Annotated in this window: 17 protein-coding genes; 4 read left to right on the top strand and 13 right to left on the bottom strand. The window is 71.0% G+C overall.

The genetic code is table 11. The features are described 5' to 3' along the window. The 6 genes from ACFW16_RS08045 to ACFW16_RS08070 are packed head-to-tail and all read right to left on the bottom strand — an operon-like array spanning position 1 to position 5,588. Positions 1-141: a hypothetical protein gene (locus ACFW16_RS08045; protein WP_380303614.1), complete on the bottom strand. Its 141-nt coding sequence runs from the start codon at positions 139-141 to the stop codon at positions 1-3. Next, positions 138-971, bottom strand: a complete 834-nt coding sequence (locus ACFW16_RS08050) for an alpha/beta hydrolase family esterase (protein ID WP_380303616.1) — start codon at positions 969-971, stop codon at positions 138-140. Before ACFW16_RS08050 ends, ACFW16_RS08045 begins: the two co-directional genes overlap by 4 nt. Further along, a complete protein-coding gene (locus ACFW16_RS08055) occupies positions 968-2,137 on the bottom strand; it encodes an OpgC family protein (RefSeq protein ID WP_380303618.1) in 1,170 nt (389 codons plus the stop codon). The genes ACFW16_RS08050 and ACFW16_RS08055 overlap by 4 nt, the downstream gene beginning before the upstream one ends. Further along, positions 2,115-3,725, bottom strand: coding sequence for a thiamine pyrophosphate-binding protein (locus ACFW16_RS08060; RefSeq protein ID WP_380303620.1), 1,611 nt, complete (start codon positions 3,723-3,725; stop codon positions 2,115-2,117). Before ACFW16_RS08060 ends, ACFW16_RS08055 begins: the two co-directional genes overlap by 23 nt. Then, entirely contained in the window at positions 3,726-4,229 is a 504-nt protein-coding gene (locus ACFW16_RS08065; protein ID WP_380303622.1) for a YqhR family membrane protein, read from the bottom strand. 21 nt (positions 4,230-4,250) lie between these two features. After that, positions 4,251-5,588 carry a hypothetical protein gene (locus ACFW16_RS08070; protein WP_380303624.1) on the bottom strand — a complete coding sequence of 446 codons (1,338 nt, stop codon included), beginning with the start codon at positions 5,586-5,588 and terminating at the stop codon, positions 4,251-4,253. Positions 5,589-5,974: 386 nt separating this feature from the next. On the opposite strand from ACFW16_RS08070, the gene ACFW16_RS08075 reads away from it, so the two are divergent. Continuing rightward, entirely contained in the window at positions 5,975-6,532 is a 558-nt protein-coding gene (locus tag ACFW16_RS08075) for a sigma-70 family RNA polymerase sigma factor (RefSeq protein WP_380303626.1), read from the top strand. Beyond that, the gene (locus ACFW16_RS08080; RefSeq protein WP_380303628.1) at positions 6,529-7,164 is read left to right on the top strand and encodes an NrsF family protein; all 636 of its coding nucleotides are present in this window, start codon (positions 6,529-6,531) and stop codon (positions 7,162-7,164) included. The genes ACFW16_RS08075 and ACFW16_RS08080 overlap by 4 nt, the downstream gene beginning before the upstream one ends. An 83-nt stretch (positions 7,165-7,247) precedes the next feature. Here the strand turns inward: ACFW16_RS08080 and chrA are convergent, their stop codons facing one another. The 7 genes from chrA to ACFW16_RS08115 form a co-directional block, all read right to left on the bottom strand. Continuing rightward, positions 7,248-8,480, bottom strand: coding sequence for a chromate efflux transporter (gene chrA, locus ACFW16_RS08085; RefSeq protein ID WP_380303630.1), 1,233 nt, complete (start codon positions 8,478-8,480; stop codon positions 7,248-7,250). 87 nt (positions 8,481-8,567) lie between these two features. Continuing rightward, positions 8,568-12,653 carry an NAD-dependent epimerase/dehydratase family protein gene (locus tag ACFW16_RS08090; RefSeq protein WP_380303632.1) on the bottom strand — a complete coding sequence of 1,362 codons (4,086 nt, stop codon included), beginning with the start codon at positions 12,651-12,653 and terminating at the stop codon, positions 8,568-8,570. A gap of 467 nt (positions 12,654-13,120) precedes the next feature. Beyond that, positions 13,121-14,065, bottom strand: a complete 945-nt coding sequence (locus ACFW16_RS08095; RefSeq protein ID WP_380303633.1) for an NAD-dependent epimerase/dehydratase family protein — start codon at positions 14,063-14,065, stop codon at positions 13,121-13,123. A 419-nt stretch (positions 14,066-14,484) separates the two neighbouring features. Then, complete coding sequence (locus ACFW16_RS08100) at positions 14,485-15,501, bottom strand: fumarylacetoacetate hydrolase family protein (RefSeq protein WP_380303635.1); 1,017 nt, start codon at positions 15,499-15,501, stop codon at positions 14,485-14,487. A gap of 24 nt (positions 15,502-15,525) precedes the next feature. Beyond that, the gene (gene hmgA / locus ACFW16_RS08105) at positions 15,526-16,815 is read right to left on the bottom strand and encodes a homogentisate 1,2-dioxygenase (RefSeq protein ID WP_380303637.1); all 1,290 of its coding nucleotides are present in this window, start codon (positions 16,813-16,815) and stop codon (positions 15,526-15,528) included. Positions 16,816-16,927: 112 nt separating this feature from the next. Further along, entirely contained in the window at positions 16,928-18,271 is a 1,344-nt protein-coding gene (locus ACFW16_RS08110) for a lysine N(6)-hydroxylase/L-ornithine N(5)-oxygenase family protein (RefSeq protein ID WP_380303639.1), read from the bottom strand. Next, on the bottom strand, positions 18,268-19,338 hold the full coding sequence (locus tag ACFW16_RS08115; RefSeq protein ID WP_380303641.1) for a GNAT family N-acetyltransferase: 1,071 nt from the start codon (positions 19,336-19,338) through the stop codon (positions 18,268-18,270). Before ACFW16_RS08115 ends, ACFW16_RS08110 begins: the two co-directional genes overlap by 4 nt. Positions 19,339-19,698: 360 nt before the next feature. Between ACFW16_RS08115 and ACFW16_RS08120 the strand changes: the two genes are divergently transcribed. Both ACFW16_RS08120 and ACFW16_RS08125 read left to right on the top strand, forming a co-directional pair. After that, a complete protein-coding gene (locus ACFW16_RS08120; protein ID WP_380303643.1) occupies positions 19,699-19,941 on the top strand; it encodes an MbtH family protein in 243 nt (80 codons plus the stop codon). A gap of 4 nt (positions 19,942-19,945) precedes the next feature. Beyond that, positions 19,946-20,713 (top strand): thioesterase II family protein, encoded by a 768-nt coding sequence (locus ACFW16_RS08125; protein ID WP_380303645.1) that lies wholly within the window; start codon positions 19,946-19,948, stop codon positions 20,711-20,713. Positions 20,714-20,917 lie beyond the last annotated feature (204 nt).

The raw sequence follows: 20,917 nt of genomic DNA on the forward strand, positions 1-20,917 counted from the left end.
TCACTGGGCCAGCAGTGCCGCGGCGCGCAGCCGGGCCAGTTCCTCTTCCAGCTCGCGGATGCGCCGGTCCTTGCGGGCCAGCTCGCGGGCGACGGCGTCGTCGGACCGCTTCGGGTCCTCGGTGCGGGTGTTCAAGGTCATGGCAGCACCTCGCTCGTGATCGGGGTTGCGGGCAGGCCCAGCGCCGCCAGGCCGCCGTCCAGCCAGCCGGCCCGCATCTCGTGCCCGCCATCATGCAGGCACAGGGTGATCGGGCCGCGCTCGCAGCCCTGCGCCTGGGCGCAGGCAATGCCGGCGATCGTCACCGGCCTGTCGGTGCCGAGCCGGCAGCCGGCACGCGTTTCCAGCACCTCGAGGCTGCGAACCGTGTCGCCCTGGTGCCAGCGGTCGCCGATGGCACGGCCGGCCAGCGGGAAGGTGCGGTCGGCCCGGCCGTGGAAATGGACCAGCGGCGGCGGCACGGCCTGGCAGTCCGGGGGCTGCGGCAACGGCTGCCAGAACACGCCGGAGAAGGTGACGGCGCCGGCGACGCGGCTGCCGAGATGGCAGGCTACGGTCCAGGCCATCGACGCGCCCTGCGAGAAGCCGCCGACCACGACCCGGTCCGGGCCGAAGCCGAAGCGGCGCTGCAGGTCGTCCAGCACCTCGCCGACGAAGCGGGTCTCGTCGCGGTCGTGGCTGGGCGAGGTGTCGAAGGACCAGGTGCGATTGATCCCGTCCGGGGCGGCGAAGGCCAGGCCATGTGCCCGGGCGACCGCGATCAGATCGGCCGCCCGCATCTGCTCGGCGGCCGAGCTTTCATAGCCGTGGAAGAACAGATAGACGCCGGCCGGCGCCCCGTCCGGCGGCAGGACGATGCGGTATTCGCCGTTGGCGACGCGGCACGGCATGTCATTGCCGCCCGCATCCGTGGCTGCGCCGGCGCCCGGCAGCAACAGCGCGGCCAGGGTGATCAGAACCGGCCGCATCATGCCGGCACCGACGCCGGCCGGGCCGGCATCCCCTTGAACCAGGCGACGGCATAGGCGACCGCGATCAGCACGGCGAAGCCGGCCAGGTTGGCGGCGGCGGTGGCCAGCGGCCCGCGACCGGTGTGGTCCAGCACCATGCCCAGCAGCTGCGCCGTGACCATGCCGCTGACGAAGACGGCCAGGGTCTGCTGCCCGACCTTGGAGATCACCGCGACCGCCGCGCCCTTCAGCCGCCGGCCCCCGTCACCAACCAGTTGCACGGCGAGATAGGCCAGCGCCAGGAAGTGCAGGAGGCGCAGCGCACCGAAATGCGTCTTGTCGGTCAGCGGCGCCAGGGCCTGGGCCCAGCCGCCGAAGAAGGGCGAGGCCTCGAGGATCCGGTAATGGGCGAAAGGCACCGTCGCCAGCACGAAGGCGATGGCCAGGCCGATCAAGGTCCGGCTGAAGCCCGGCGCCGGCAGGGTGCGGCGCATCAGGAAGAAGCCGAGATAGAACAAGAGCTGCCAGCCGAACGGGTCGAAGAACCAGGGGCGGTCCGACCAGGGCTCGGCCGGCAGGTCCAGCAGATGCGCCTGGGTCAGGCCCCAGATCGCGGCCATCAGCACGAAGGGCAGCGCGCGGTGCAGCCGCTCGGCCAGGATCATCGCCGGCATCAGCGCCAGGATGACCAGGTACATCGGCAGGATGTCGAAATAGTTCGGCACATAGGTCAGCGTCAGGAGCCGCGGCAGCAGGCCCATCGGGTCGGCGAAGAAATGCGGCAGGTTCAGCGCGACGATGTAGCTCTCGCCGCCCGGCCGGGTGCCGGCGGCCGCCACCAGCGCGGCGATGACGACGAAGACCGCAATATGGATCCAGTAGATCTGCCAGACTCGGCGGGCAACCCGGCCGGCGCCGCGGGCGAAGCCGTCGCGGTCGAACACCCGGCCGAAGGCGATGGCCGAGGCCATGCCGGACAGGAACACGAACATCTCGGTCGCGTCGGAGAAGCCGAAGCGCGCCGGGATCCACAGGATCCACGTGTTGTCCGGGATGTGGGCGGTCAGGATGATCAGCATCCCGATGCCACGGAAGACGTCGAGCCGCGGGTCGCGCCGGGGCCTGCCGGCGGCGGCGCTGGACAGCGCCTCACGCGCCGGCGGATCAGAAGGCCTGGTGATATGCATCGGCGTCGAACCTGCAGGCGATCAGGGTGAAGCGGTCGCGGTCCCGGGCGGCGGCCAGCTCCGTCGCCAGTGTCTCGGCGCTGGCGACGGTGCGGCCGTGGCCGCCGAAGCCTTCGGCGACCGCGGCGAAATCGGTGAGGCCCAGGGCGACGCCATTGGGTGCCAGCCCGGCCGAGTCCTGCTTCAGGGCGATCAGGGCCAGGCTCCGGTCCTGGAACAGCACGATGGTGACCGGCAGGCCGAGGTCGCGCAGGGTGGCCAGCTCGCCGATCCCCATCTCCAGCCCGCCATCGCCCATCACGGCGACGACGCGGCGTGTCGGGTCGGCGACCTTGGCGCCGATCGCCAGCGGCAGGGCCGCGGCCATGGTGCAGAAGCCGGTCGACTGCAGCAGCGACAGCGGCCGCCGCGCGACCCATTTCTGGGACAAGAGGATGCGGTGGGCGCCGGCGTCGACGGTGACGAGATCATCATCCGCCACCATGCGGTTCAGCACCTCGACGATGACGTGCGGCCCCCAGTCGGCGCGGGCGGCGAAGCATTCGGCCAACGCTTTCCGGGCCGTGGCGGGCTCGCCGTCGGTCCAGGCCTCACCGGGGCGGGCGGCCTCGGCCAAAGCGGCGACAGCGGCCGCGGGCGCGGCCAGCAGCCGCGTGCCGGCGTGGTGCATGGCGTGGTCGGCCGGGGCGGCGGTGATCTCGACGATCCGGTCCGGGTCCGAGACCGGATCGAGCCAGCCGAGCCGCATCTCGATCGGGTCGTAGCCGACGAACAGCAGCAGGTCGGCCCGGCCGAACAGCGGCAGCAGCACCGCATCCGCCAGCGGCGACAGGCCGGCGCCGCCCAGCGCCAGGGGATGATCCTCCGGCACCAGCCCCTTGGCCTTATAGGTGGTGACCACCGGCGCGCCGAGCCGTTCGGCCAGGCGCAGCAGGGCCGGGCCGGCGCCTTTCTGCGCCGCCTCCAGCCCGGCCAGGATCAGCGGCCGCCGCGCCCGCGACAGGCGGTCGGCCAGCGTCGCGATCGCCGGGTCCTGCGGCGCGATCCCCGGGCGCAGCACCGCCGGCGGCGCGACCGGCCGCGGCGCCGGATCGGCCATCGCCGCCACCGCCGGCGACAGGTCGAGATGCACAGGCCCCATCGGCTCGGCCAGTGCCGTGGCCAGGGCCCGGGCGACGGTGGGGCCGGCGCTCTCCGGCTCGATCTCGAAGCTGGCCTTGACCAGCGGCCGCAGCAACGCGGCATGGTCGATCACCTGGTGGGTGTGGCGGGCCCGGGTCGGCCGGTCGACGATGCCGGAGACGACGATCAGCGGCACATGCTCCTGCGCCGCGTCGGCAATGCCGTTGACCGCATTCGCCAGCCCCGGGCCGACGGTGGCCACCAGCAGGCCCGGGGTCGCCGTGGTCACCGAGGCGCCGGCGGCCATGATCGCCGCCGCCGTCTCGTGCCGCGCCAGGTGAAAGCGGATGCCCGCCGCCTCCAGCCCGTCGACCAGGGTCACGACCTCGCCGCCCGGCATGCCGAAGGCATGGCGGACTCCATGGGCGTGCAGGGTGGCGGCGATCGTGTCGGCGATGCGGGTCATTTACCGGGCGCTCTCAGCGGGTTGGGACTCGCGGAAGCGTACGACGTAGGCGACGGCCAGGCCGAACAGGATGTGGCCCACCAGCGAGGCCCAGGTCAGCGGGATGAAGCCGAGGAAGGCGGGCAGTCCGGCGAAGATATGGGCCATGACGTAGAGGGCGAAGATCCACAGCCCGGTGCCGAAGCCGATGCCGGTCAGCACCAGCGGCAGCTTCGGCAGGATCGCGCGCTGCAGCGGCCGGGCGATGAACAGATAGCCGATCGGGTAGAACACGATGCCGGTGATGGCATGGATCAGCTCCGCCGCCGTCCAGCTCTGGAACCCGAAGACGGACTGCACCAGGGCCGCGGGCTCCAGCGGTCCGCCGACCAGGAACGGGGTGATGCCGCGGGCCCAGACTTCCCAGGTCAGGTCGGCGGCGACGCCGGCGAGCAGGATGGTCGGGACGAGGCGGCCGGTCACCGCGGGAAACAGCGGCGTATCGGATGTCTGGGTCATGGTCATGATGAAGATCTCCAGTCGAATTCAACGGTGGGCCAAGAGGCGGGCGGCAGTGGATGAAGCGCGGCCGTCGACCGCCGCGATCAGCCGGTCCTCGGCCTTCAACCTATGGCGGGCATCGCGGATCGCCCGCAGCGCCGGGGCGTCGGCGCGCCGGGACGCGGCCTCGGCCAGGACCAGGACGAACAGGTCGCGCTGGGCGTGGCTGCCGCCGAGCCGCGGCAGGGCGGCGGCGAGGCGGTCGAGCGACCCGCGCTCGCCGCCCAGGCCCGTGATCACACGGGCCAGGGGCAGGCCGAGCTCGGCCGCGACACTGGCCTGGTCGCCATTGCCCTGGGCCCGGACCTGCAGCGCCATCACCAGCTCCGCCGCCGCCGGCCGGTCGCCGAGCGCGACCAGCGCGATCAGGGTGTGCAGCGCGGCGAAGACCAGGGTGGTGTCGGCTCGGCGCTTGCGGGCAATCTCCGCCAGATCGGCCCAGCGGTTACCGACATCGACGCCGAAGCGCTCCAGCCGCCACAGCAGCGACACGGCGTTGGCCATGTCACGGAAATCGTCGGTCGGCGTGGGGCGCACCTCCTCGTCGTAGAGGCGCAGCACGCGCTCATTGTCGCCGCGCTCGAGATGCAGCAGCGCCAGGTGCCAGGCCATGTGGAAGCTGAAGTTGTTGCAGCGGGACCAACTGCCGCGGCTGCCCTCCAGCCAGGCGAGGCCGGCTGCGGTCTCGCCCCGCATCTCATGGACATGCGAGACCGCGTGCAGCCCCCAGGCATCGTCCGGCTCCATCACCACGGCCTGCCGGCCATAGGCCTCGGCGGCGGCATAGGCGCCGTGCTCCTCGATGGCGAAGGCGTGGCAGCCGAGCAGGAAGCCGGCGGCCGGGCGGTCGGGCGACCACACCGTCATCATCCGCTGCGAGGCGGCCAGCATGCCCGCGGCATCGCCGAGCATGAAGCGCAGCGCATGCGCGAGCTTGAAGGGCAGAAAGGTGGCCGACCGGTCGGCGAAGCGGAGGTCCAGGCAGTCGGCGGCGTCGGCGAAGCGGTCCTCCGCCGCATGGGCAAGTGCCTCGACCAGGGCCCGCTCGTCGGCGGTGCCGCCGTCCTTCGCCGCCAGGGCGCGTCGGGCCGCCGCCAAAGCCTCGCGCGCCGGGTCGGCCAGCTCCCGGCGGGCCAGGATCAGGTTGGCGAAACCCTTCAGCGCCAGCGCCGGGACATGGTCCGAATCGGCCTCCAGCGCCCGCCCGATCGCGATGCCGGTCGAGGGCCGGTGGGCCGCGAGGCCGCGCACCGCCTCCTCGAAGGCCAGGGTGGCGTCGAGGCTGGCGGAGCTGGTCGAAAGGTCGAAGGCGTCCAACGGCATGTCGGGTCCTTTCTCGCCCGTCCGGGCAAGGCTCGGCCGTGGCGTCGATCGGGCGACGCGGCGGCAGTCCGGTTCTGAGGGAGGGTCGAGTGTCGGCTGTGGCTCAGCCGTCCCGGGTTGCGACCCTCGACCGCAACGCCGGCGGGGCGGCCGGGCCGGCGGGATGAGTGGGTGCCGGATCAGCGGCCCCCGGGGCGAAGGGAAACAGGAGACGATCCATCGGATGTTTCCGTAGAAGAGGTTCGCCGCAACCGGCTTGTGACGACTTCTTCGGCGGTCGGGCGGCTGGTATTACACGGCCTGGGAAAATTTTTCTGACGCCGTCTGCAGAACCATCCGACCCTCTGTAACGAATCCGGGATCGGAGCCGTATGAGGTGATGACGCGTGAGTGACCCCTTGCGGGAGGACCAGTGGGCGACATGGATGCGGGCCGCGATAGCCGGCGACGCCGGCGCCTATCGCCTCTTCCTGCAGGCGGTGACGCCGCATCTGCGCGCCATGGCCCGGCGACGCGGCGCCCTGTTCGGCGGCTCGGCCGACGATGCCGAGGATGTCGTCCAGGAGGTGCTGCTGGCGATCCATCTGAAGCGCGGCAGCTGGGACCCGTCGCGGCCGATCGGCCCCTGGATCTCGGTGATCGTGCGCAACAAGATGATCGATGCGCTGCGCCGACGCGGCCGGCATGTCGACGTGCCGATCGAGGATGTGATCGACACGCTGGCGGCGGAGGCGCCGCCGGACGGGCTGGAGCAGCGCGACGTCGACCGCCTGCTGTCGCGGCTGCAGGACCGGCAGCGCGATATCGTGCGGTCGATCTCGGTCGAGGGCGGCAGCGTGCGCGAGACCGCGGGCCGGCTCGGCATGACCGAAGGTGCCGTGCGCGTGGCGCTGCACCGCGCGCTGAAGGCCCTGGCCGCCTTGTATCGGAGTGAACCGGAGTGAAGACCGACGACCTCATCACCGCCCTGGCGCAGGACGCGCCCGTCCGCTGGCCGCTCGGCCGTGCGGTGGCGGCCGCCATGGCCGGCGGCGCGGTCGTGGCCGGGGCGATCTTCTTCGCCGGCATCGGCGTGCGGCCGGATGTGATGCAGGCGGTCGAAACCGTCCGCTACCTGTTCAAGTTCGTCGTCACCCTGGCGCTCGCCGTCACCGCCACCGGGCTGATCCTGCATCTGGCGCGGCCGGGCGCGCCGCTGGGCGCCTGGTGCTGGGCGCTGCTGGCGGCGCCGGCCCTGCTGGCCGTGTCGGTCGCGCTGGAGATGCTGGCGATGCCCATCTCGACCTGGGGCGCCCGGTGGATCGGCGAGAATGCGCGCTACTGCATGATCGTCATCCCGCTGATGGCGCTCGGGCCGCTGGCCCTGCTGCTGGTCGCCCTGCGCCAGGGTGCGCCGCGGCGTCCGGGGCTGGCCGGCGCGGTCGCCGGCCTCGTGGCCAGCGGCATCGCCGCGACCTTCTATGCCGCGCACTGCCCGGACGACAGCCCGCTCTTCGTCGCCACCTGGTACACGCTGGCGACCGGGATCGTGGTGCTGATCGGCGCCCTGGCAGGCCGGCGCTGGCTGCGCTGGTAGCGGGCTAGGCTTGTCGAAGTGCAGGGCGCCGTTCGCCGCATCGGTCCCGGAAGGCGATGGCGGAGCTGTGGCGCGGTCCGTCCCTACGGCCCGATCAGCGGGACGGCGGCCCCCGCCGCGGCGAGGCCGAGGACCACGGTCCAGGGCGGCGCCTTCCAGACGGTGAGGAAGAGAAAGCCGGCCAGCGCCAGGACGAAGTCGCGTGGCGCCAGCACGGCGCTGGTCCAGACCGGGCTGTAGAGGGCCGCGCCAAGGATGCCGACCACGGCCGCGTTGGCGCCGCGCATCGCGCTCTGGGCGCCGGGACGCAGGCGCAGAGCATCCCAGAAGGGCAGGGTGCCGTAGGCCAGCAGCAGCCCCGGCAGGAAGACGGCGACGAGCGCGATCGCGGCGCCGGCGAGGCCGTTCGGGGGCGGTCCCATCACCGCGCCGAGCCAGGCGGCGAAGGTGAACAGTGGCCCGGGCACCGCCTGCGCCAGGCCGTAGCCTTCCAGGAATGCCTCGTTGGAGACCCAGCCGGGCGGCACCACCTCCGCCTGCAGCAGCGGCAGCACGACGTGCCCGCCGCCGAAGACCAGCGTGCCCGAGCGGTAGAAGGCGTCGAACAGCGCCAAGCCCTGGCTCCCGGTCGCCGCCGTGAGCGCCGGCACGGCCAGGAAGATCGCCGCGAACAGGGTCAGGGCGGCGGCGCCGCCCCGGCGCGTCACCGGAAAGCTCAGCCGGCCGGCAGGGGCGGGAGCGCCGTCGCGGCAGAACCTCAGGCCGACGGCCGCGCCCAGGACGATCGCGCCGATCTGGCCGAGCGAACCGCCGACGAACACCACGAGGGCCACGGCTGCCAGCGCAATCGCCGCGCGCTCGCGGTCGGGCGTCAGGGCGCGGGCCATGCCCCAGACCGCCTGGGCGACGACGGCGACCGCGACCAGCTTCAGCCCGTGCAGGACGCCCTCGGCCACGGGGCCGGTGAGGGCGGCGGCGCCGAGCGCGAAGGCGCAGAGCAGGGCGGCCGAGGGCAGGGTGAAGCCGCACCAGGCGGCGAGGCCGCCCAGCAGCCCGCGGCCGCGCAGCAGGCCGAGGGCGAAGCCGACCTGGCTCGAGGCCGGCCCCGGCAGGAACTGGCACAGGGCGACGAGGTCGGCATAGCCGGCCTCGTCGATCCATCGCCGCCGCTTCACCAGCTCGTCGCGGAAATAGCCGAGATGGGCGATCGGCCCGCCGAAGGAGGTGAGGCCGAGCTTGAGGAAGACGCGGAACACCTCGGCCGGCGAGGCGCGGTCCGGCGCCGCGGTCGCAAAGGATCTGTCGGGGGCGGTCATCGCGGCCTTCGCTCGCAGATTCGGGCGGCCCCACCGATAGGTGAGGCCCGCCCGCGTCGTCAACCGCGGATGATGACGCGTTTCCGCCTATCCCGCGGCGGTGCCGCTGTGGTTCGCCGCCGGCTGCGCCGGCCGCCTGGCCTGGCTCGGTGCCTTGGCTTTGCGGGCTTCGGCCTGGGCGATTTCGAGCTGCCGTCGCGCCCCGGCATGGGACGGCTCGAGCTCGACCGCCCGGCCCTGCACCAGCGCCGCCTCGTCCCACCGCTTCTGGCCGGCCAGCAGGTTGCCGAGATGGCGGTGCAACGAGGCATCGTCGGGCGCGAGCTTGATCGCCTTGCGTGCGGTCGAGAGCGCCTTTTCCATCTGGCCGAGCCCGGCGAAGGCCGCGCTCTGCTGCCGGTGCGCGCCGGCATGGCCGGGGTCGAGGTCGATCGCGCGGCGCAGCTCCACCACCGCGTCCTTCCAGCGCTTCCGGGTGGCGAGGAGGTTGGCGAGGTGGCGATACAGGCCGGGCTCGTCGGGGGACAGCTCGATCGCGCGGCGCGCGGCCGCCTCCGCCTCCGCCGGCCGGTCGAGCGCGGCCAGGGCGTTGCTCAGCTGCCGCCGGGCTCCGGCATGCGACGGCTCCAGCGCGATCGCGGTCTCCAGCGCCGCGACCGCCTCGGTCCAGCGTTTGTCGGAGATCAGCAGCGCGGCGAGGGCGCGGTGCAGATGCGGCCCCTCCGGATCATGCGCCAGGGCGCGCCGGCAGGCGGCGATCGCCTCCGGCAGCCGGTTCAGCTGCGACAGGACGGTGCTGTGCAGGTGATGCAGCCGGGAGTGGTCCTCGCCCTTGGCGATCGCCTCGGCGATCAGGCGCTCCGCCGCCTCGGGCTTGCCGGCGTTGATCAGGAAGCCGGCGCGCGCGGTCGTGGCGTTGGCGCTGCCCGCGAAGAGCCGGCCGATCTCGTCCGCCGTCGCTGCTGCCTCCTCGGCATGGCCGCAGCGCAGCAGGACGGTGGCGACCCAGGAGTAGAGCCCGACCAGGTCGCGCTCGCGGTCGAAGGCGGTGCGGATGGTGTTGGGCGGGTGGCCCAGCAGCTCCCGCGCCACCGCCGCCGCCCTGGCCTGCTCCGCCTTCGCCTCATCGGGCCTGCGCAGGTCGGTCAGGATCTCGGCCAGCAGCAGATGCAGGTCCGGGTCGAAGCGGTAATGCCGGATCGATTCGCGCAGGGCATCGGCCGCCTCGTCCAGGCAGCCACGAGCCCGCAGGATGCGCCCGAGCTGCTCGAACATCGACGACCGGGTGGAGGCGCGCAGCAGCAGCTTGCGCTTCAGCTTCTGCACCACATCGGGCGGGATCGGATCGCGGGCGTGGTCCTTTTCGGCCTCGTAGAGTCGGATCGCCGTCCGCTCGATCTGCTCCGCTTCGGCCAGGCTGCGGTCGAGCAGCAGGCAGCGCGCCAGGCTGTGGTGGAAATCCGCACGCTCCGGGTCGAGCGCCAGGGCATTGCGCCAGAACGGGATCGCCTCGGGCGCCCGGCCGATCGTCATCAGCATGGTGCCGGCCAGCGCCTGGGCCTCCGCCAGATCGGCCGGGGCGCGCGCAACCCAGTCCCGGGCCAACGCCCGGCCCTCGCCGTGGCGGCCATGACCCCAGAACAGCTTGAACAGCAACTCGGCCGCGTCGATCGATCCCGGGTCGAGCTCGAGGGCGCGACGGAGGCTGGCGACAGCCTCGTCGATCGCGCCGGTGTGCTGGGCCGAGCGGCCCATCTGGACATGGTACAGCGGATCGGCCTCGCGCAGGCGCTGCGCCTCCCGGGCCAGCCGGACGGCCTCGTCCTCAGCGCCCCCGTCCTTCGGGGCCCCCGCGCGCAGCAGCTTGCCGAGATGCAGAAGCGTCGCCGGGTGGCCGGGCAGCAGTGCGGCGGCCCGGCGGGCCTCCGCGATCGCCTCCTCGGTCCGGCCGCCGCGGGCCAGGGCCTCGCTCCGCACCCGGTGCCGGTAGGCGGTGACTTCGGCCGGCCGGGCGGGGGCCTCGACCGGCTGGTCATCCTCCCCGTCGGGGAAGACCCGGGCCAGGGTCCGACGCAGCTCCTCGTCGATCTCGAGATCCGTGCCGTCGCCCTGGAACAACTCGGTCCGCTTGGCGTCGGTCAGGTTCGAATCGACGTCCCAGCTGGTGTTGATCGGCTTGAAGTGGCGCAGGCCGACCTTGAAGCTGGCCTCGTCCGGGGTCATGCCGATGACGTTGTGGATCGCCCATTGCACGTCCTCCGGCGACTTGGCCGGCACCACCGCCCATTTCTCGGTGCAGGCGTCCAGGCGGCCCGCCTTCTTGTAGAAGAAGTGCCTGTGCCGGCGCTGCCGCGGCAGCTCCTCGGTCGTGTGGTTGTGGATCCACCAGCCGTCGAAGCGGATGAAGCCGGTGTCCGACTGCTCGGCGATCTCGAACACGCTCTGCCCGTCACGGGTGACGGCCAACTCGTCAATGTCGACGTTGATGACGCTGGCTGCCTTCCGGAAATGGCGCAGCCGGGCATGCTCGAAGGCCGCGGCCTGGCCGTAGAACGAATCCCAGATGCTGTAGGACAGCGGCCGGCGGCCGTCGAACACGCCCCATTTGAACGGCCAGGGGATGGTCAGCACCTCGATCGACGGATCGATCGAGCGCAGCGCGTCGTCGAGCTCGCGGACGTCGTAGGCGGTGGAGTTGTTGTCGTAGAGGACGACGCCGTTGCAGCCATGGCCGCGGGAGTAGTAGCGGACCCAGTCCTGGACCCAGGCGATGTCGTTGTCCTGGCTCATCGCGTAGATGCAGCGCCGGCCGGCGAAGATCTCGCTCAGATTGGGCTGCGGTGCCAGGAAGGCGCGGCCGAGGCTGGTATCCGCGATCAGTCCGGTGGTGCCCGGCGGGACCGGGACGGTGACGAGGTCGACCCAGCGCTTGTGCCGCACCTCGAAGGCACAGGGCTGCATCGAGGGCAGGGCGATGAAGCGGAACTGCAGCTCCGTCTCCAGGTTCAGGAGCGGCGGCCCGACCAGGCGGATCGCCTCGCCCGACGCATCCCAGAACACGTCGCAGAACAGGGTGGTGAAGTCGAAATCATCCTCGTAGCCCGCGTGCCGAAGGGTGGGCGGCCGCGGCGGCATGCGGATCGGGTCGTGGCTGAAGTCCAGGATCCACGGGGACAGCGCCGACAGCCGCCGGGGCGAGCTCTGGCCGCGGCGGAGGACCGGCCCGTCCCGGTCCTCCGCGTCCCCCGTCGCCGGCACGGACGCCGGCTGCGGCACCTCTGCGGCATAGGCATGGATCAGCCGGCGCAGCCCGTCCTCGACCGAGATCTCGGCCCGCCAGCCCAGCAATGCTTCCGCCCGCGCGGGATCGCCCCGGAAATGCGCCACGTCGAAAGTGCGGGGCGGGGCCGTGCGGATCTCGATCGGGGCCAGAGCGGCGGCTCGGGCCATCTCCGCCAGCTCGCCCAGCGACACGGCCCGGCCGCCGACATAGTGGATCGGCGGCAGCGCCCGGTGGCCTTCCTTCAGGCACTCGATCAGCAGCATCAGGCCGCGGCCGACATCCTCGACATGGGTGAAGTCGAAGGTGTTCTCGGCGCCCTCGATCGAGATCGTGCCGCCGGTCGCGGCCGCCCGGGCGAAGGCCGGCACCACCCGGTCGCGATGGTCGGCGGTGGAGCCGAAGACGTTGGAGAAGCGGACGATCGCGGTGGCGAGGCCAGCCTCGCGGGCGCGGCCCATGGCCGCCTCGGCGGCCACCTTGGACCGGCCGTAGATGTTGACCGGACTGAGCGGCGCATCCTCGGGCACCGGCAGCGTCGCCGAATCGCCATAGACCTCGCGGCTGCTGGCATAGATCACCCAGGGCCGGCGGCCGGCGGGCTGCTCCAGCGCGACCTTCAGCACCGCCTCGGTGCCGTTGACGTTGATGTCCCAGCACAGCTCCGGGTCGCGCTCGCCGGCGATGACGCGGGAAATGGCGGCAAGGGAGAGGACGCCGTCGCATCCGGCTATGGCCTGCCGCAGCTGGTCCAGGTTCCGGATGTCGCCATGGCCGGGCGTCCCCGGCTCATCGGCGATGTCGAAGGCGACCGTCCGGTGCCCGGCCGCCGCCAGGCATCGCATCATTTCCGTGCCGATCAGCCCGCGCGAGCCCGTGATGAGGATTCTCATGAAGGTCGGCGTTCCCATGCTCGAAGGCCGCAAGACGGCGCTCGCGCCCTCAGGTTCCACGCATCCGGGCGGAAGCTCGGCGATGAAATCTTTGTGTCGCTCGATGATCGGTCGCCGGAGCAATCGATTCGAAACGAAACCTTGATTTCGCCAGAGATTCGGCCGGAAGCCTTAAGGGTTCGAATTCAATCTTTGAGAGTTGGCTGTGTCAATAAAGTTTTTGTAAGGTTTTATGGGATGGTTTTCTCAGGAGATGAGGCTGAAATCTGTCCGGCTGCGGGCCGCCGGCAGCGATGCAGGGGCCGGCAGGCTTGGGAAGAAGGCATGCCAGCAGGACCGCAGGCCTGGAGGCGCGGTCGCTGATCTCAACAAAAAAGGGCCGGCCACGTGATGCGTGGCCGGCCCTCCGGGATCCTTACCTGCGGCTCGAGGCTGCGAAGCCCAGCCGCAAACCTGTCCGAAGCCTGCTACTTCGCTGGTGCGCTCGCAGCGATCCGGGGCTGTTGTCTTTCCGCATCGGCGGCATAGGCATGGATCAGCCGGCGCAGCCCGTCCTCGACCGAGATCTCGGCCCGCCAGCCCAGCAGCGTCTCGGCCCGCGCCGGATCGCCCCGGAAATGCGCCACGTCGAAGTTGCGGGGCGGGGCCGTGCGGATCTCGACCGGGGCCAGAGCGGCGCCCCGGGCCATCTCCGCTAGCTCGCCCAGCGACACGGCCCGGCCGCCGACATAGTGGATCGGCGGCAACGCCCGGTGGCCTTCGTTCAGGCGCTCCACCAGCAGGGAAAGGCCGCGGCCGACATCCTCGACATGGGTGAAGTCGAAGGTGTTCTCGGCGCCCTCGATCGAGATCGTGCCGCCGGTCGCGGCCGCCCGGGCGAAGGCCGGCACCACCCGGTCGCGATGGTCGGCGGTCGAGCCGAAGACGTTGGAGAAGCGGACGATCACTGTGGCCAGCCCGGCCTCGCGGGCGCGGTCGACCGCAGCCTCGGCGGCGGCCTTGGACCGGCCGTAGATGTTGACGGGTTCGAGCGGCGCATCCTCGGGCACCGGCAGTGTCGCCGAATCGCCGTAGACCTCACGGCTGCTGGCGTAGACGACCCAGGGCTGCCGGCCGGCCGGCTGCTCCAGCGCGACCTTCAGCACCGCTTCGGTGCCGTTGACGTTGATGTCCCAGCACAGCTCCGGGTTGCGCTCGCCGGTGATGACGCGGGAGATGGCGGCGAGGGACACGACGCCGCCGCATCCGGTCATGGCCTGCCGCAGCTGGTCCAGGTTCCGGATGTCGCCATGGCCGGGCGAGCCGGCCTCATAGGCGCTGTCGAAGGGAACCGGCTGGTGCCCGGCCTCGGCAAAGCGCCGCATGATCTCGGTGCCGATCAGCCCACGCGAGCCTGTGACTAGGATTCTCATAAGGGATTTCTCTCAAACCGTTGTCCGATGCGATGCCGGCGGCTGCCGACCAGCGTCCTGTTCAGGCTGTTCCGACTCTTCCTTCCATGGCCTGCGTCGCCCAGTTTACATGGGCAAAGAGCAAAACCCTATTTCCGTGAATCATATCCCCCTCCTTCATCAGGAGGCGCGAGAAATCCTAGTTACTGAGATTCCGCGCGCCGTAGCCCCCAAGTCTGATAGTGAAGTCCCGATACAGTTCGCCAAGTGGGCGGCGGACAACCTGTCTGTTTCGAAAGAAATTCCTTGGAGGTTGGATTTCAAGCTTTCTGTGCTTGGAGTGTCAAACGATTTTTGTGAGTTTTGTGGGCTTTTTTGAGGCAGAAGGACGGCTTGGATCGAGACGGCCGGGCGCAGCCGCGAAATGCGCGATGCCGCCGTTACCCGGCAGCTTCCTCGACGGTCTGCTCGATGGCGCCGAAGATGGAATGGCCCTGGGCGTCTTTCATCTCGATCCGCACCGTGTCGCCGAAGCGGAGGAAGGACGTCCTCGGTGTGCCGGACAAAATGGTCTCGACCATGCGCAGCTCGGCCAGGCAGGAATAGCCGAAGCCGCCCTGGGCGATCGGCTTGCCCGGCCCGCCATCCGAGTCACGGTTCGACACGGTGCCGGAGCCGATGATGGTGCCGGCGCCGAGCGGCCGGGTCTTCGCCGCATGGGCGGCCAGGGCCGGGAAGTCGAAGGTCATGTCGACCCCGGCATCGGCCCGGCCGAAGGGAGCGCCGTTCAGCTCGACCAGCAGCGGTCGGTGCAGCCTGCCGCCGTCCCAGGCGTCGCCCAGCTCATCCGGCGTCACCGCCACCGGCGAGAAGGCGGAGGACGGCTTGGACTGGAAGAAGCCGAAGCCCTTGGCCAGCTCCGCCGGGATCAGGTTGCGCAGGGACACGTCGTTGACCAGCATCACCAGCCGGATCGCCTTGGCCGCGGCCTCCCGGTCCGCCCCAGCCGGCACATCGCCGGTGACCACCGCGACCTCCGCTTCCAGGTCGATGCCCCAGGCCTCGCTTTCCATCCGGATCGGGTCGCGCGGCGCCAGGAAGGTGTCGGAGCCGCCCTGGTACATCAGCGGATCGGTCCAGAAGCTCTCCGGCATCTCGGCGCCGCGCGCCTGCCGCACCAGCGCCACATGGTTCACATAGGCCGAGCCGTCGGCCCATTGATAGGCGCGGGGCAGGGGCGACAGGGCCTGGTGCTCGCGGAACCGGTCGCTCGGCACGGCGCCGAGCTCGAGGTCATGGGCCAGCGCCTCCAGCCGCGGCCGCAGCAGGTCCCAGTCGTCGAGGGCGCGCTGCAGCGTCGGGGCGATGCCCCCGGCCACGGTGTAGCGGGTCAGATCGCGTGAGACGACGACGAGGCGCCCGTCGCGCGACCCGTCCCTCAGGCTGGCGAGCTTCATCGGCCGGTTCCTTCCCGAATTGTTTTATCGAACGTTCTTCTCCAGCCCGTTCCAGCAGGCCGGGTAGTCATCCTGCAACGTCGGCAGCTCCGCTGCATAGCGGGTCAGCTGCTGCGGGAAGCGGGTCTCGAACATGAAGGCCATGGTGCCGGTCAGCTTCACCGGCTTCAGCTCGGCCGTGCTGGCCTTGGCGAAGGCGTCGGTGTCGGGCCCGTGCGGCAGCATGCAGTTGTGCAGGCTCATGCCGCCGGGCAGGAAACCCTCCTCCTTGGCGTCGTAGCGGCCGTAGATCAGGCCCATGAACTCGGACATGATGTTCATGTGGTACCAGGGCGGCCGGAAGGAATGCTCGGCCACCAGCCAGCGCTCCGGAAAGATCACGAAGTCGACATTGGCCGTGCCCGCCTCGCCGGAGGGGGCGGTGAGCACCGTGAAGATCGACGGGTCCGGGTGGTCGAAGGCGATGGCGCCGACCGGCGAAAAGGTCCGCAGATCATACTTGTAGGGCGCGTAGTTACCGTGCCACGCGACGACGTCGAGCGGCGAGTGGCCGATGGTCGTCTCGTGGAAGGCGCCGCACCATTTCACCACCACGCGGTGCGGCGCGTCCTTGTCCTCGAAGGCGGCGACCGGGGTCTTGAAGTCGCGCGGGTTGGCCAGGCAGTTGGCGCCGATCGGGCCGCGGTCCGGCAGGGTGAACTTGGCGCCGTAATTCTCGCAGACATAGCCGCGCGACGGGCCGTCCACCAGCTCGACCCGGAACTTCATGCCGCGCGGGATCACCGCGACCTCGGCCGGGCCGATCTGCATCACGCCGAGCTCGGTGACCAGGCGCAGCGAGCCCTGCTGCGGCACGATCAGGAGCTCGCCGTCGGCATTGTAGAACACCTCGTCGACCATCGATTCGGTGACCAGGTAGACATGCGCGCCCATGCCGGCCTGGGTGAACACGTCTCCCGCCGTGGTCATGGTCCGCATCCCGGTCAGGAAGGTCAGCCTCTCGTCCGGGATCGGCGTCGGATCCCAGCGCAGCTGGCCCAGCGGCAGCCCGTGGCGGACGACATGGGGGGCCGTCTTCCAGTGCGGCAGGTCGATCTCGCGGAACCGGCCGACATGCTTCACCGACGGCCGCAGCCGGTACAGCCAGGACCGCTCATTGGTGCCGCGCGGCGCGGTGAAGGGCGAGCCGGAGAGCTGCTCGGCATACAGCCCGTAGGCGCAGCGCTGCGGCGAATTCTGGCCCTGGGGCAAGGCGCCGTCCAGGGCCTCGGTCTCGAAGTCGTTGCCGAATCCCGGCATGTAGCGGAGCGTCATCGCATCCTCCCGGCGGCTGTCATTGCGTCTTGCCTGGATGATCGTTTCATTTGAAACGAATATCAATGCGAATCTGTGGCCGCCGGAAACCGGCGGCCCGGGCCGCGGGATATCAGTCGTCGTTGACGGCCAGGCGGCGCAGCGGGGCGGGGGCGTGCAGGTCAGGCGGGACGCCGCGCCGACGCTTGGCCGCCAGCAGCGATTCCGCGATCTCCCGCGACCGCACCGCCAGCACCGAGAGCAGCGTGTCGCTGAGCCCGTGCGAGGTCTCGGACTGGCCCTGCAAGTGGATCTGCGGCCGGAACTCGGGCCGGGTGCGCAGGCGGTAGTCGCGGTCGACCGCGAAATCCTCGATCCAGGGGGCCAGCGGCGACAGGAGGCGGCGTCCGCCGTCGCGCTCGTAGCCGGTGGCCAGCACCACCGCGTCGTAGCCGCGCCGCGCCGCGGTGCCGGCGAAGCCGTCGCGAACGGTCAGCTCGACCGCCTCCGGACCCGCCGCCGCCTCGGTCACCTCGCAGCGCCCGCACAGCGACAGCCGCGCCGGCCCCTGCACCTTCTGCTGGTACAGGATGCCGTAGATCCGCTCGATCAGGTCGGCGTCCACCACCGCGTAGTTGGTGTTGCGGAACTCGCGGATGATCGCGTCGCGCTGCGCCTCGCCCTGGCCGAAGACGTAGTCGGTGAAGCCGGGGTTGAAGATCTCGTTGACGAAGGGGGTGTCGTCGGCCGGCTTCAGCGCGTGGCCGCGGAAGAGCAGGTCGATGCCGAGCTGCGGGAACCGGCCATGCAGGTCGAGCGTGATCTCCGCCGCGCTCTGCCCGCCGCCGACCACCGCCACCCGGGCGGAGGGGCGGCGCGCCAGGCCCAGCCCGTGGATACGGTCGAGATAGAAGGAGGAGTGGAAGACCCGCGACTCCCCGCGGAGCCTGGCGAAGGCGGTCGGGATGCGCGGGCTGCCGCCGGTGGCGACGACCAGATTGTGCGTCCGGCGCACGGTCTCGCCGCCCGACGCGGTGCGCGACCGCACGCGCAGCCCGGAGACGACGCCCTGCGCCGTCTCCGGCTCGACCGCCGTCACCTCCTCGCCATAGCTGCAATGCTCGGCGAAGCGGGCCGCGACCCAGCCGAGATAGTCGTTGAACTCGACCCGGCTGGGGAAGAAGGTCTTGCGGTTGATGAAGGCCTCCAGCCGGCCCTTCTGGTGCAGGTAGTTGACGAAGGTCAGCGGGCTGGTCGGGTCCCGCAGCGACACCAGGTCCTTGAGGAATGAGATCTGCATGTCGCTGTCCGGCAGCAGCATGCCGCCGTGCCAGGTGAAGCCGGGCTGCCTCTCGATGAAGTGATGGCTCAGCGCCGCCCCGCGCTGGCGCAGCGCCTCGTCCAGCGCGATGGCGAGGGCCAGGTTCGACGGGCCGAAGCCGACGCCGATGACGTCGTGGATCGCGTCCTGGCTCATCGGCTCGTCACCGGCTGGGCGGCGGGGGCGGCCGGCAGCCACAGCCGGTCGAAGAAGAAGCGTTCGCGCAGCAGCATCACCAGCGCCGCCCGCTTGTGCGGGAAGTCGAAGGTCTTGACCCGCACGAAGCCGGAGGTCTCGAGGTTGCGGATCTGCTGGTGATGCGCCGCCGCCGGCTCGCCGACGATGCGCTGGGTGCGGCAGTCGTCGAGCAGCATGTAATGCGTCAGCGAGGGCAGCCAGGCGCTGATGAAGCTGCGGCCGCGATAGGCATCCTCGCCGACCACGACGTGCCAGCCGCGGTCGTAGTCCTGGACGTCGTAGAACGGCGCCAGGCGATTCTCGCGGGCCCAGTAGATCTCGAAATAGGCGAAGGGCGTGCCGTCGAAGGTGGCGATCAGCGGCACCATGTGCGGGTCGGCGATCAGCCCGGACAGGTAGCGGCGGTGCTTCTCCAGGTCGCCGTCCTCGTTCCAGAACGCGGCGACCCGCGGATCGTTCATCCATTTGTGCAGGTGACCGAGATCGTCCTCCACCGTGGCGGCGCGGAAGGCGATGGTCTGCTCCAGCCACGGGATATAGCGGGCATAGACCGTGCCGCGCGGCTTCGGCGGACGCTGCGGATGGCGCTTGCCGTCGGTCATGACGTGGCGCTGCGGGAAGGCGGGCAGGTCGGGTCGGCCGTGCCAGAGCTCGGCCTGCTGCATGAACAGCTCCGGCAGCACGGTCAGCGGGGCCGTCGCTGTCTCGACCGCGACTCCGCGGCGGCGCAGCGTGTCGGCCAACTCCTCCGCACCGCCGCCGAGGTCGAGCGCCAGCCGTTCCAGCTCGGGGGCCCAGGCGAAGGCGGCTTCGATGGCGGCGTTGAGGCCGCGGAGCGCAGCGTCACCCGATCCGGCGGGGCCGGTCACCGACAGCCGTCCTTCGGCCAGGCGGAGCGCCAGCGGCGCGGCGCCGGCCTGCCGCACGGTCAGCGAATCGCCGTGGCGTGACGTCGTCACGGGAGCCCGGGTGGCGGCGTAGGACAGGAAGGTCGTGCCGGGCTGCGGAATGGGTATGGCGTCCATCGTCTTCTCCTTCCGCGGCCGCGAGACTCTGCCGATTCCGGCGCGTCGGCGGCCGCCGGCAAGCGGCGGATTCGTCTCGTCTGGTCGGCTCGCCTCTTCCCGGACGAGGGACAGGGAAGGGCGAAAACGGGCTTGACTTGCAGTGCAACTGCAAATCATTATCATTCATAGCCAGAAGGAAACGGGAAGTCCAGGCGCGTTGTCGGCTCCTGATCGATCTCCTTCAAGCCACCGGAAAGCGCAGAAGACCAAATCAAGATGCCAGGCCGAAACCAATTCGGCGGGGCGTCGTGTGGCTGCATCTGCAAGATCCGTAAAATTATCTTTATCTCTGCATGCGATATCGGCGAGGAGCGCCTGATGGCCTTCGATCGGGACGACACCGTCTTTCACGTCGTGGTCAACCACGAGGAGCAATATTCGATCTGGCCCGACTACAAGGAGATCCCCGAGGGCTGGGTCGCCGTGGGCAAGACCGGCCCGAAGCCGGAATGCCTGGCCTATATCGCCGAGGTCTGGACCGACATGCGGCCGCTGTCGCTGCGCCGGCACATGGACGGCCCGGCCGCCGCGGACGCGTCCCAGGCCGACGCGGCGCAGTGATCGGATGAGCGCCGTCGCCGCCCGGCTGTTCTGCCTGCCCTATTCGGGGGCCAGCGCCATGGTCTATGCGCGCTGGTGCAGGGCGCTGCCGTCCTGGCTGGCGGTGCATCCGGTCGAGCTGCCCGGCCGCGGCACCCGCGCCGGCGAGCCGCTGGCGACCGATCTGCGCGGCCTCGCCGCCGATCTGGCCGGGGAGATCGAAGATGCGATCGACGGGCCCTATGCCTTGTTCGGCCACAGCCTGGGCAGCCTGCTGGCCTTCGAGCTGGCGCATGTCCTGCGTGAGCGCGGCGCGCCGCCGCCGATGCTGCTGTTCGCCTCCGGCAGCGAGGCACCGGCGATGCGCGACGACCGCGACCTGGCCAGGCCGCGCAGCGATGCCGAGCTGATCGCCGATCTGCGCGGCTACCGCGGCACGCCGGAGGAGGCGCTGGCCGATGCCGAGCTGATGGCCATCGTCCTGCCGGTGCTGCGGGCCGATTTCCTGCTGGCCGGCGGTTATGTCTACCGGCCACGCCCGGCGCTGCCCTGCCCGGTGCATGTCCTCGCCGGCACCCGCGACGATCTCGGCCGCCCGGCGCTGGAAGCCTGGGGCAGGGAGACACGCGGCGACTTCGCCCTCGACCTGTTCGAAGGCGACCACTTCTTCATCCACTCCCGTCAGGCGGAGGTTCTGGGCGTCCTCGACGCTGCCCTGTCGCGACGGATGAACGGCGGCCCGGCCGCCCTGTCCCGCGCCGGCGGATCGCCCGCCGGCCGGACGCTTCAGTGAGTGCCCACGCCATGGATGCCAATAACCCGCATTTCTCACACTCCCTGTGCCCTGCGCCAGCGTCCCAGGCCGGCAGGGCAGGAGCCGCGCGCAGCGCGATGCAGCGCATCGGGCAAGCGCGGCGACGCACCCTGCCGGCCTGGGACGCTGGCCCGGAGGGTCGCCTTGCGGCGGCCGCCTGCGGGCGCGGGCCGCTCGACCGTA

The organism is Inquilinus sp. NPDC058860 (assembly GCF_042743185.1).
In the GTDB taxonomy this organism is placed as follows: domain Bacteria; phylum Pseudomonadota; class Alphaproteobacteria; order DSM-16000; family Inquilinaceae; genus Inquilinus.

Excerpts from the sequence above, each read along its gene's own strand:
- ACFW16_RS08090 (WP_380303632.1), bottom strand. The coding sequence starts at position 12,653 with ATGAGAATCCTCATCACGGGCTCGCGCGGGCTGATCGGCACGGAAATG.
- ACFW16_RS08070 (WP_380303624.1), bottom strand. The coding sequence starts at position 5,588 with ATGCCGTTGGACGCCTTCGACCTTTCGACCAGCTCCGCCAGCCTCGAC.
- ACFW16_RS08125 (WP_380303645.1), top strand. The coding sequence starts at position 19,946 with ATGAGCGCCGTCGCCGCCCGGCTGTTCTGCCTGCCCTATTCGGGGGCC.
- ACFW16_RS08120 (WP_380303643.1), top strand. The coding sequence starts at position 19,699 with ATGGCCTTCGATCGGGACGACACCGTCTTTCACGTCGTGGTCAACCAC.
- ACFW16_RS08095 (WP_380303633.1), bottom strand. The coding sequence starts at position 14,065 with ATGAGAATCCTAGTCACAGGCTCGCGTGGGCTGATCGGCACCGAGATC.
- ACFW16_RS08110 (WP_380303639.1), bottom strand. The coding sequence starts at position 18,271 with ATGAGCCAGGACGCGATCCACGACGTCATCGGCGTCGGCTTCGGCCCG.
- chrA (WP_380303630.1), bottom strand. The coding sequence starts at position 8,480 with ATGACCGCCCCCGACAGATCCTTTGCGACCGCGGCGCCGGACCGCGCC.
- ACFW16_RS08100 (WP_380303635.1), bottom strand. The coding sequence starts at position 15,501 with ATGAAGCTCGCCAGCCTGAGGGACGGGTCGCGCGACGGGCGCCTCGTC.
- ACFW16_RS08055 (WP_380303618.1), bottom strand. The coding sequence starts at position 2,137 with ATGCATATCACCAGGCCTTCTGATCCGCCGGCGCGTGAGGCGCTGTCC.
- ACFW16_RS08060 (WP_380303620.1), bottom strand. The coding sequence starts at position 3,725 with ATGACCCGCATCGCCGACACGATCGCCGCCACCCTGCACGCCCATGGA.
- ACFW16_RS08065 (WP_380303622.1), bottom strand. The coding sequence starts at position 4,229 with ATGACCATGACCCAGACATCCGATACGCCGCTGTTTCCCGCGGTGACC.
- ACFW16_RS08115 (WP_380303641.1), bottom strand. The coding sequence starts at position 19,338 with ATGGACGCCATACCCATTCCGCAGCCCGGCACGACCTTCCTGTCCTAC.
- hmgA (WP_380303637.1), bottom strand. The coding sequence starts at position 16,815 with ATGACGCTCCGCTACATGCCGGGATTCGGCAACGACTTCGAGACCGAG.
- ACFW16_RS08050 (WP_380303616.1), bottom strand. The coding sequence starts at position 971 with ATGATGCGGCCGGTTCTGATCACCCTGGCCGCGCTGTTGCTGCCGGGC.
- ACFW16_RS08045 (WP_380303614.1), bottom strand. The coding sequence starts at position 141 with ATGACCTTGAACACCCGCACCGAGGACCCGAAGCGGTCCGACGACGCC.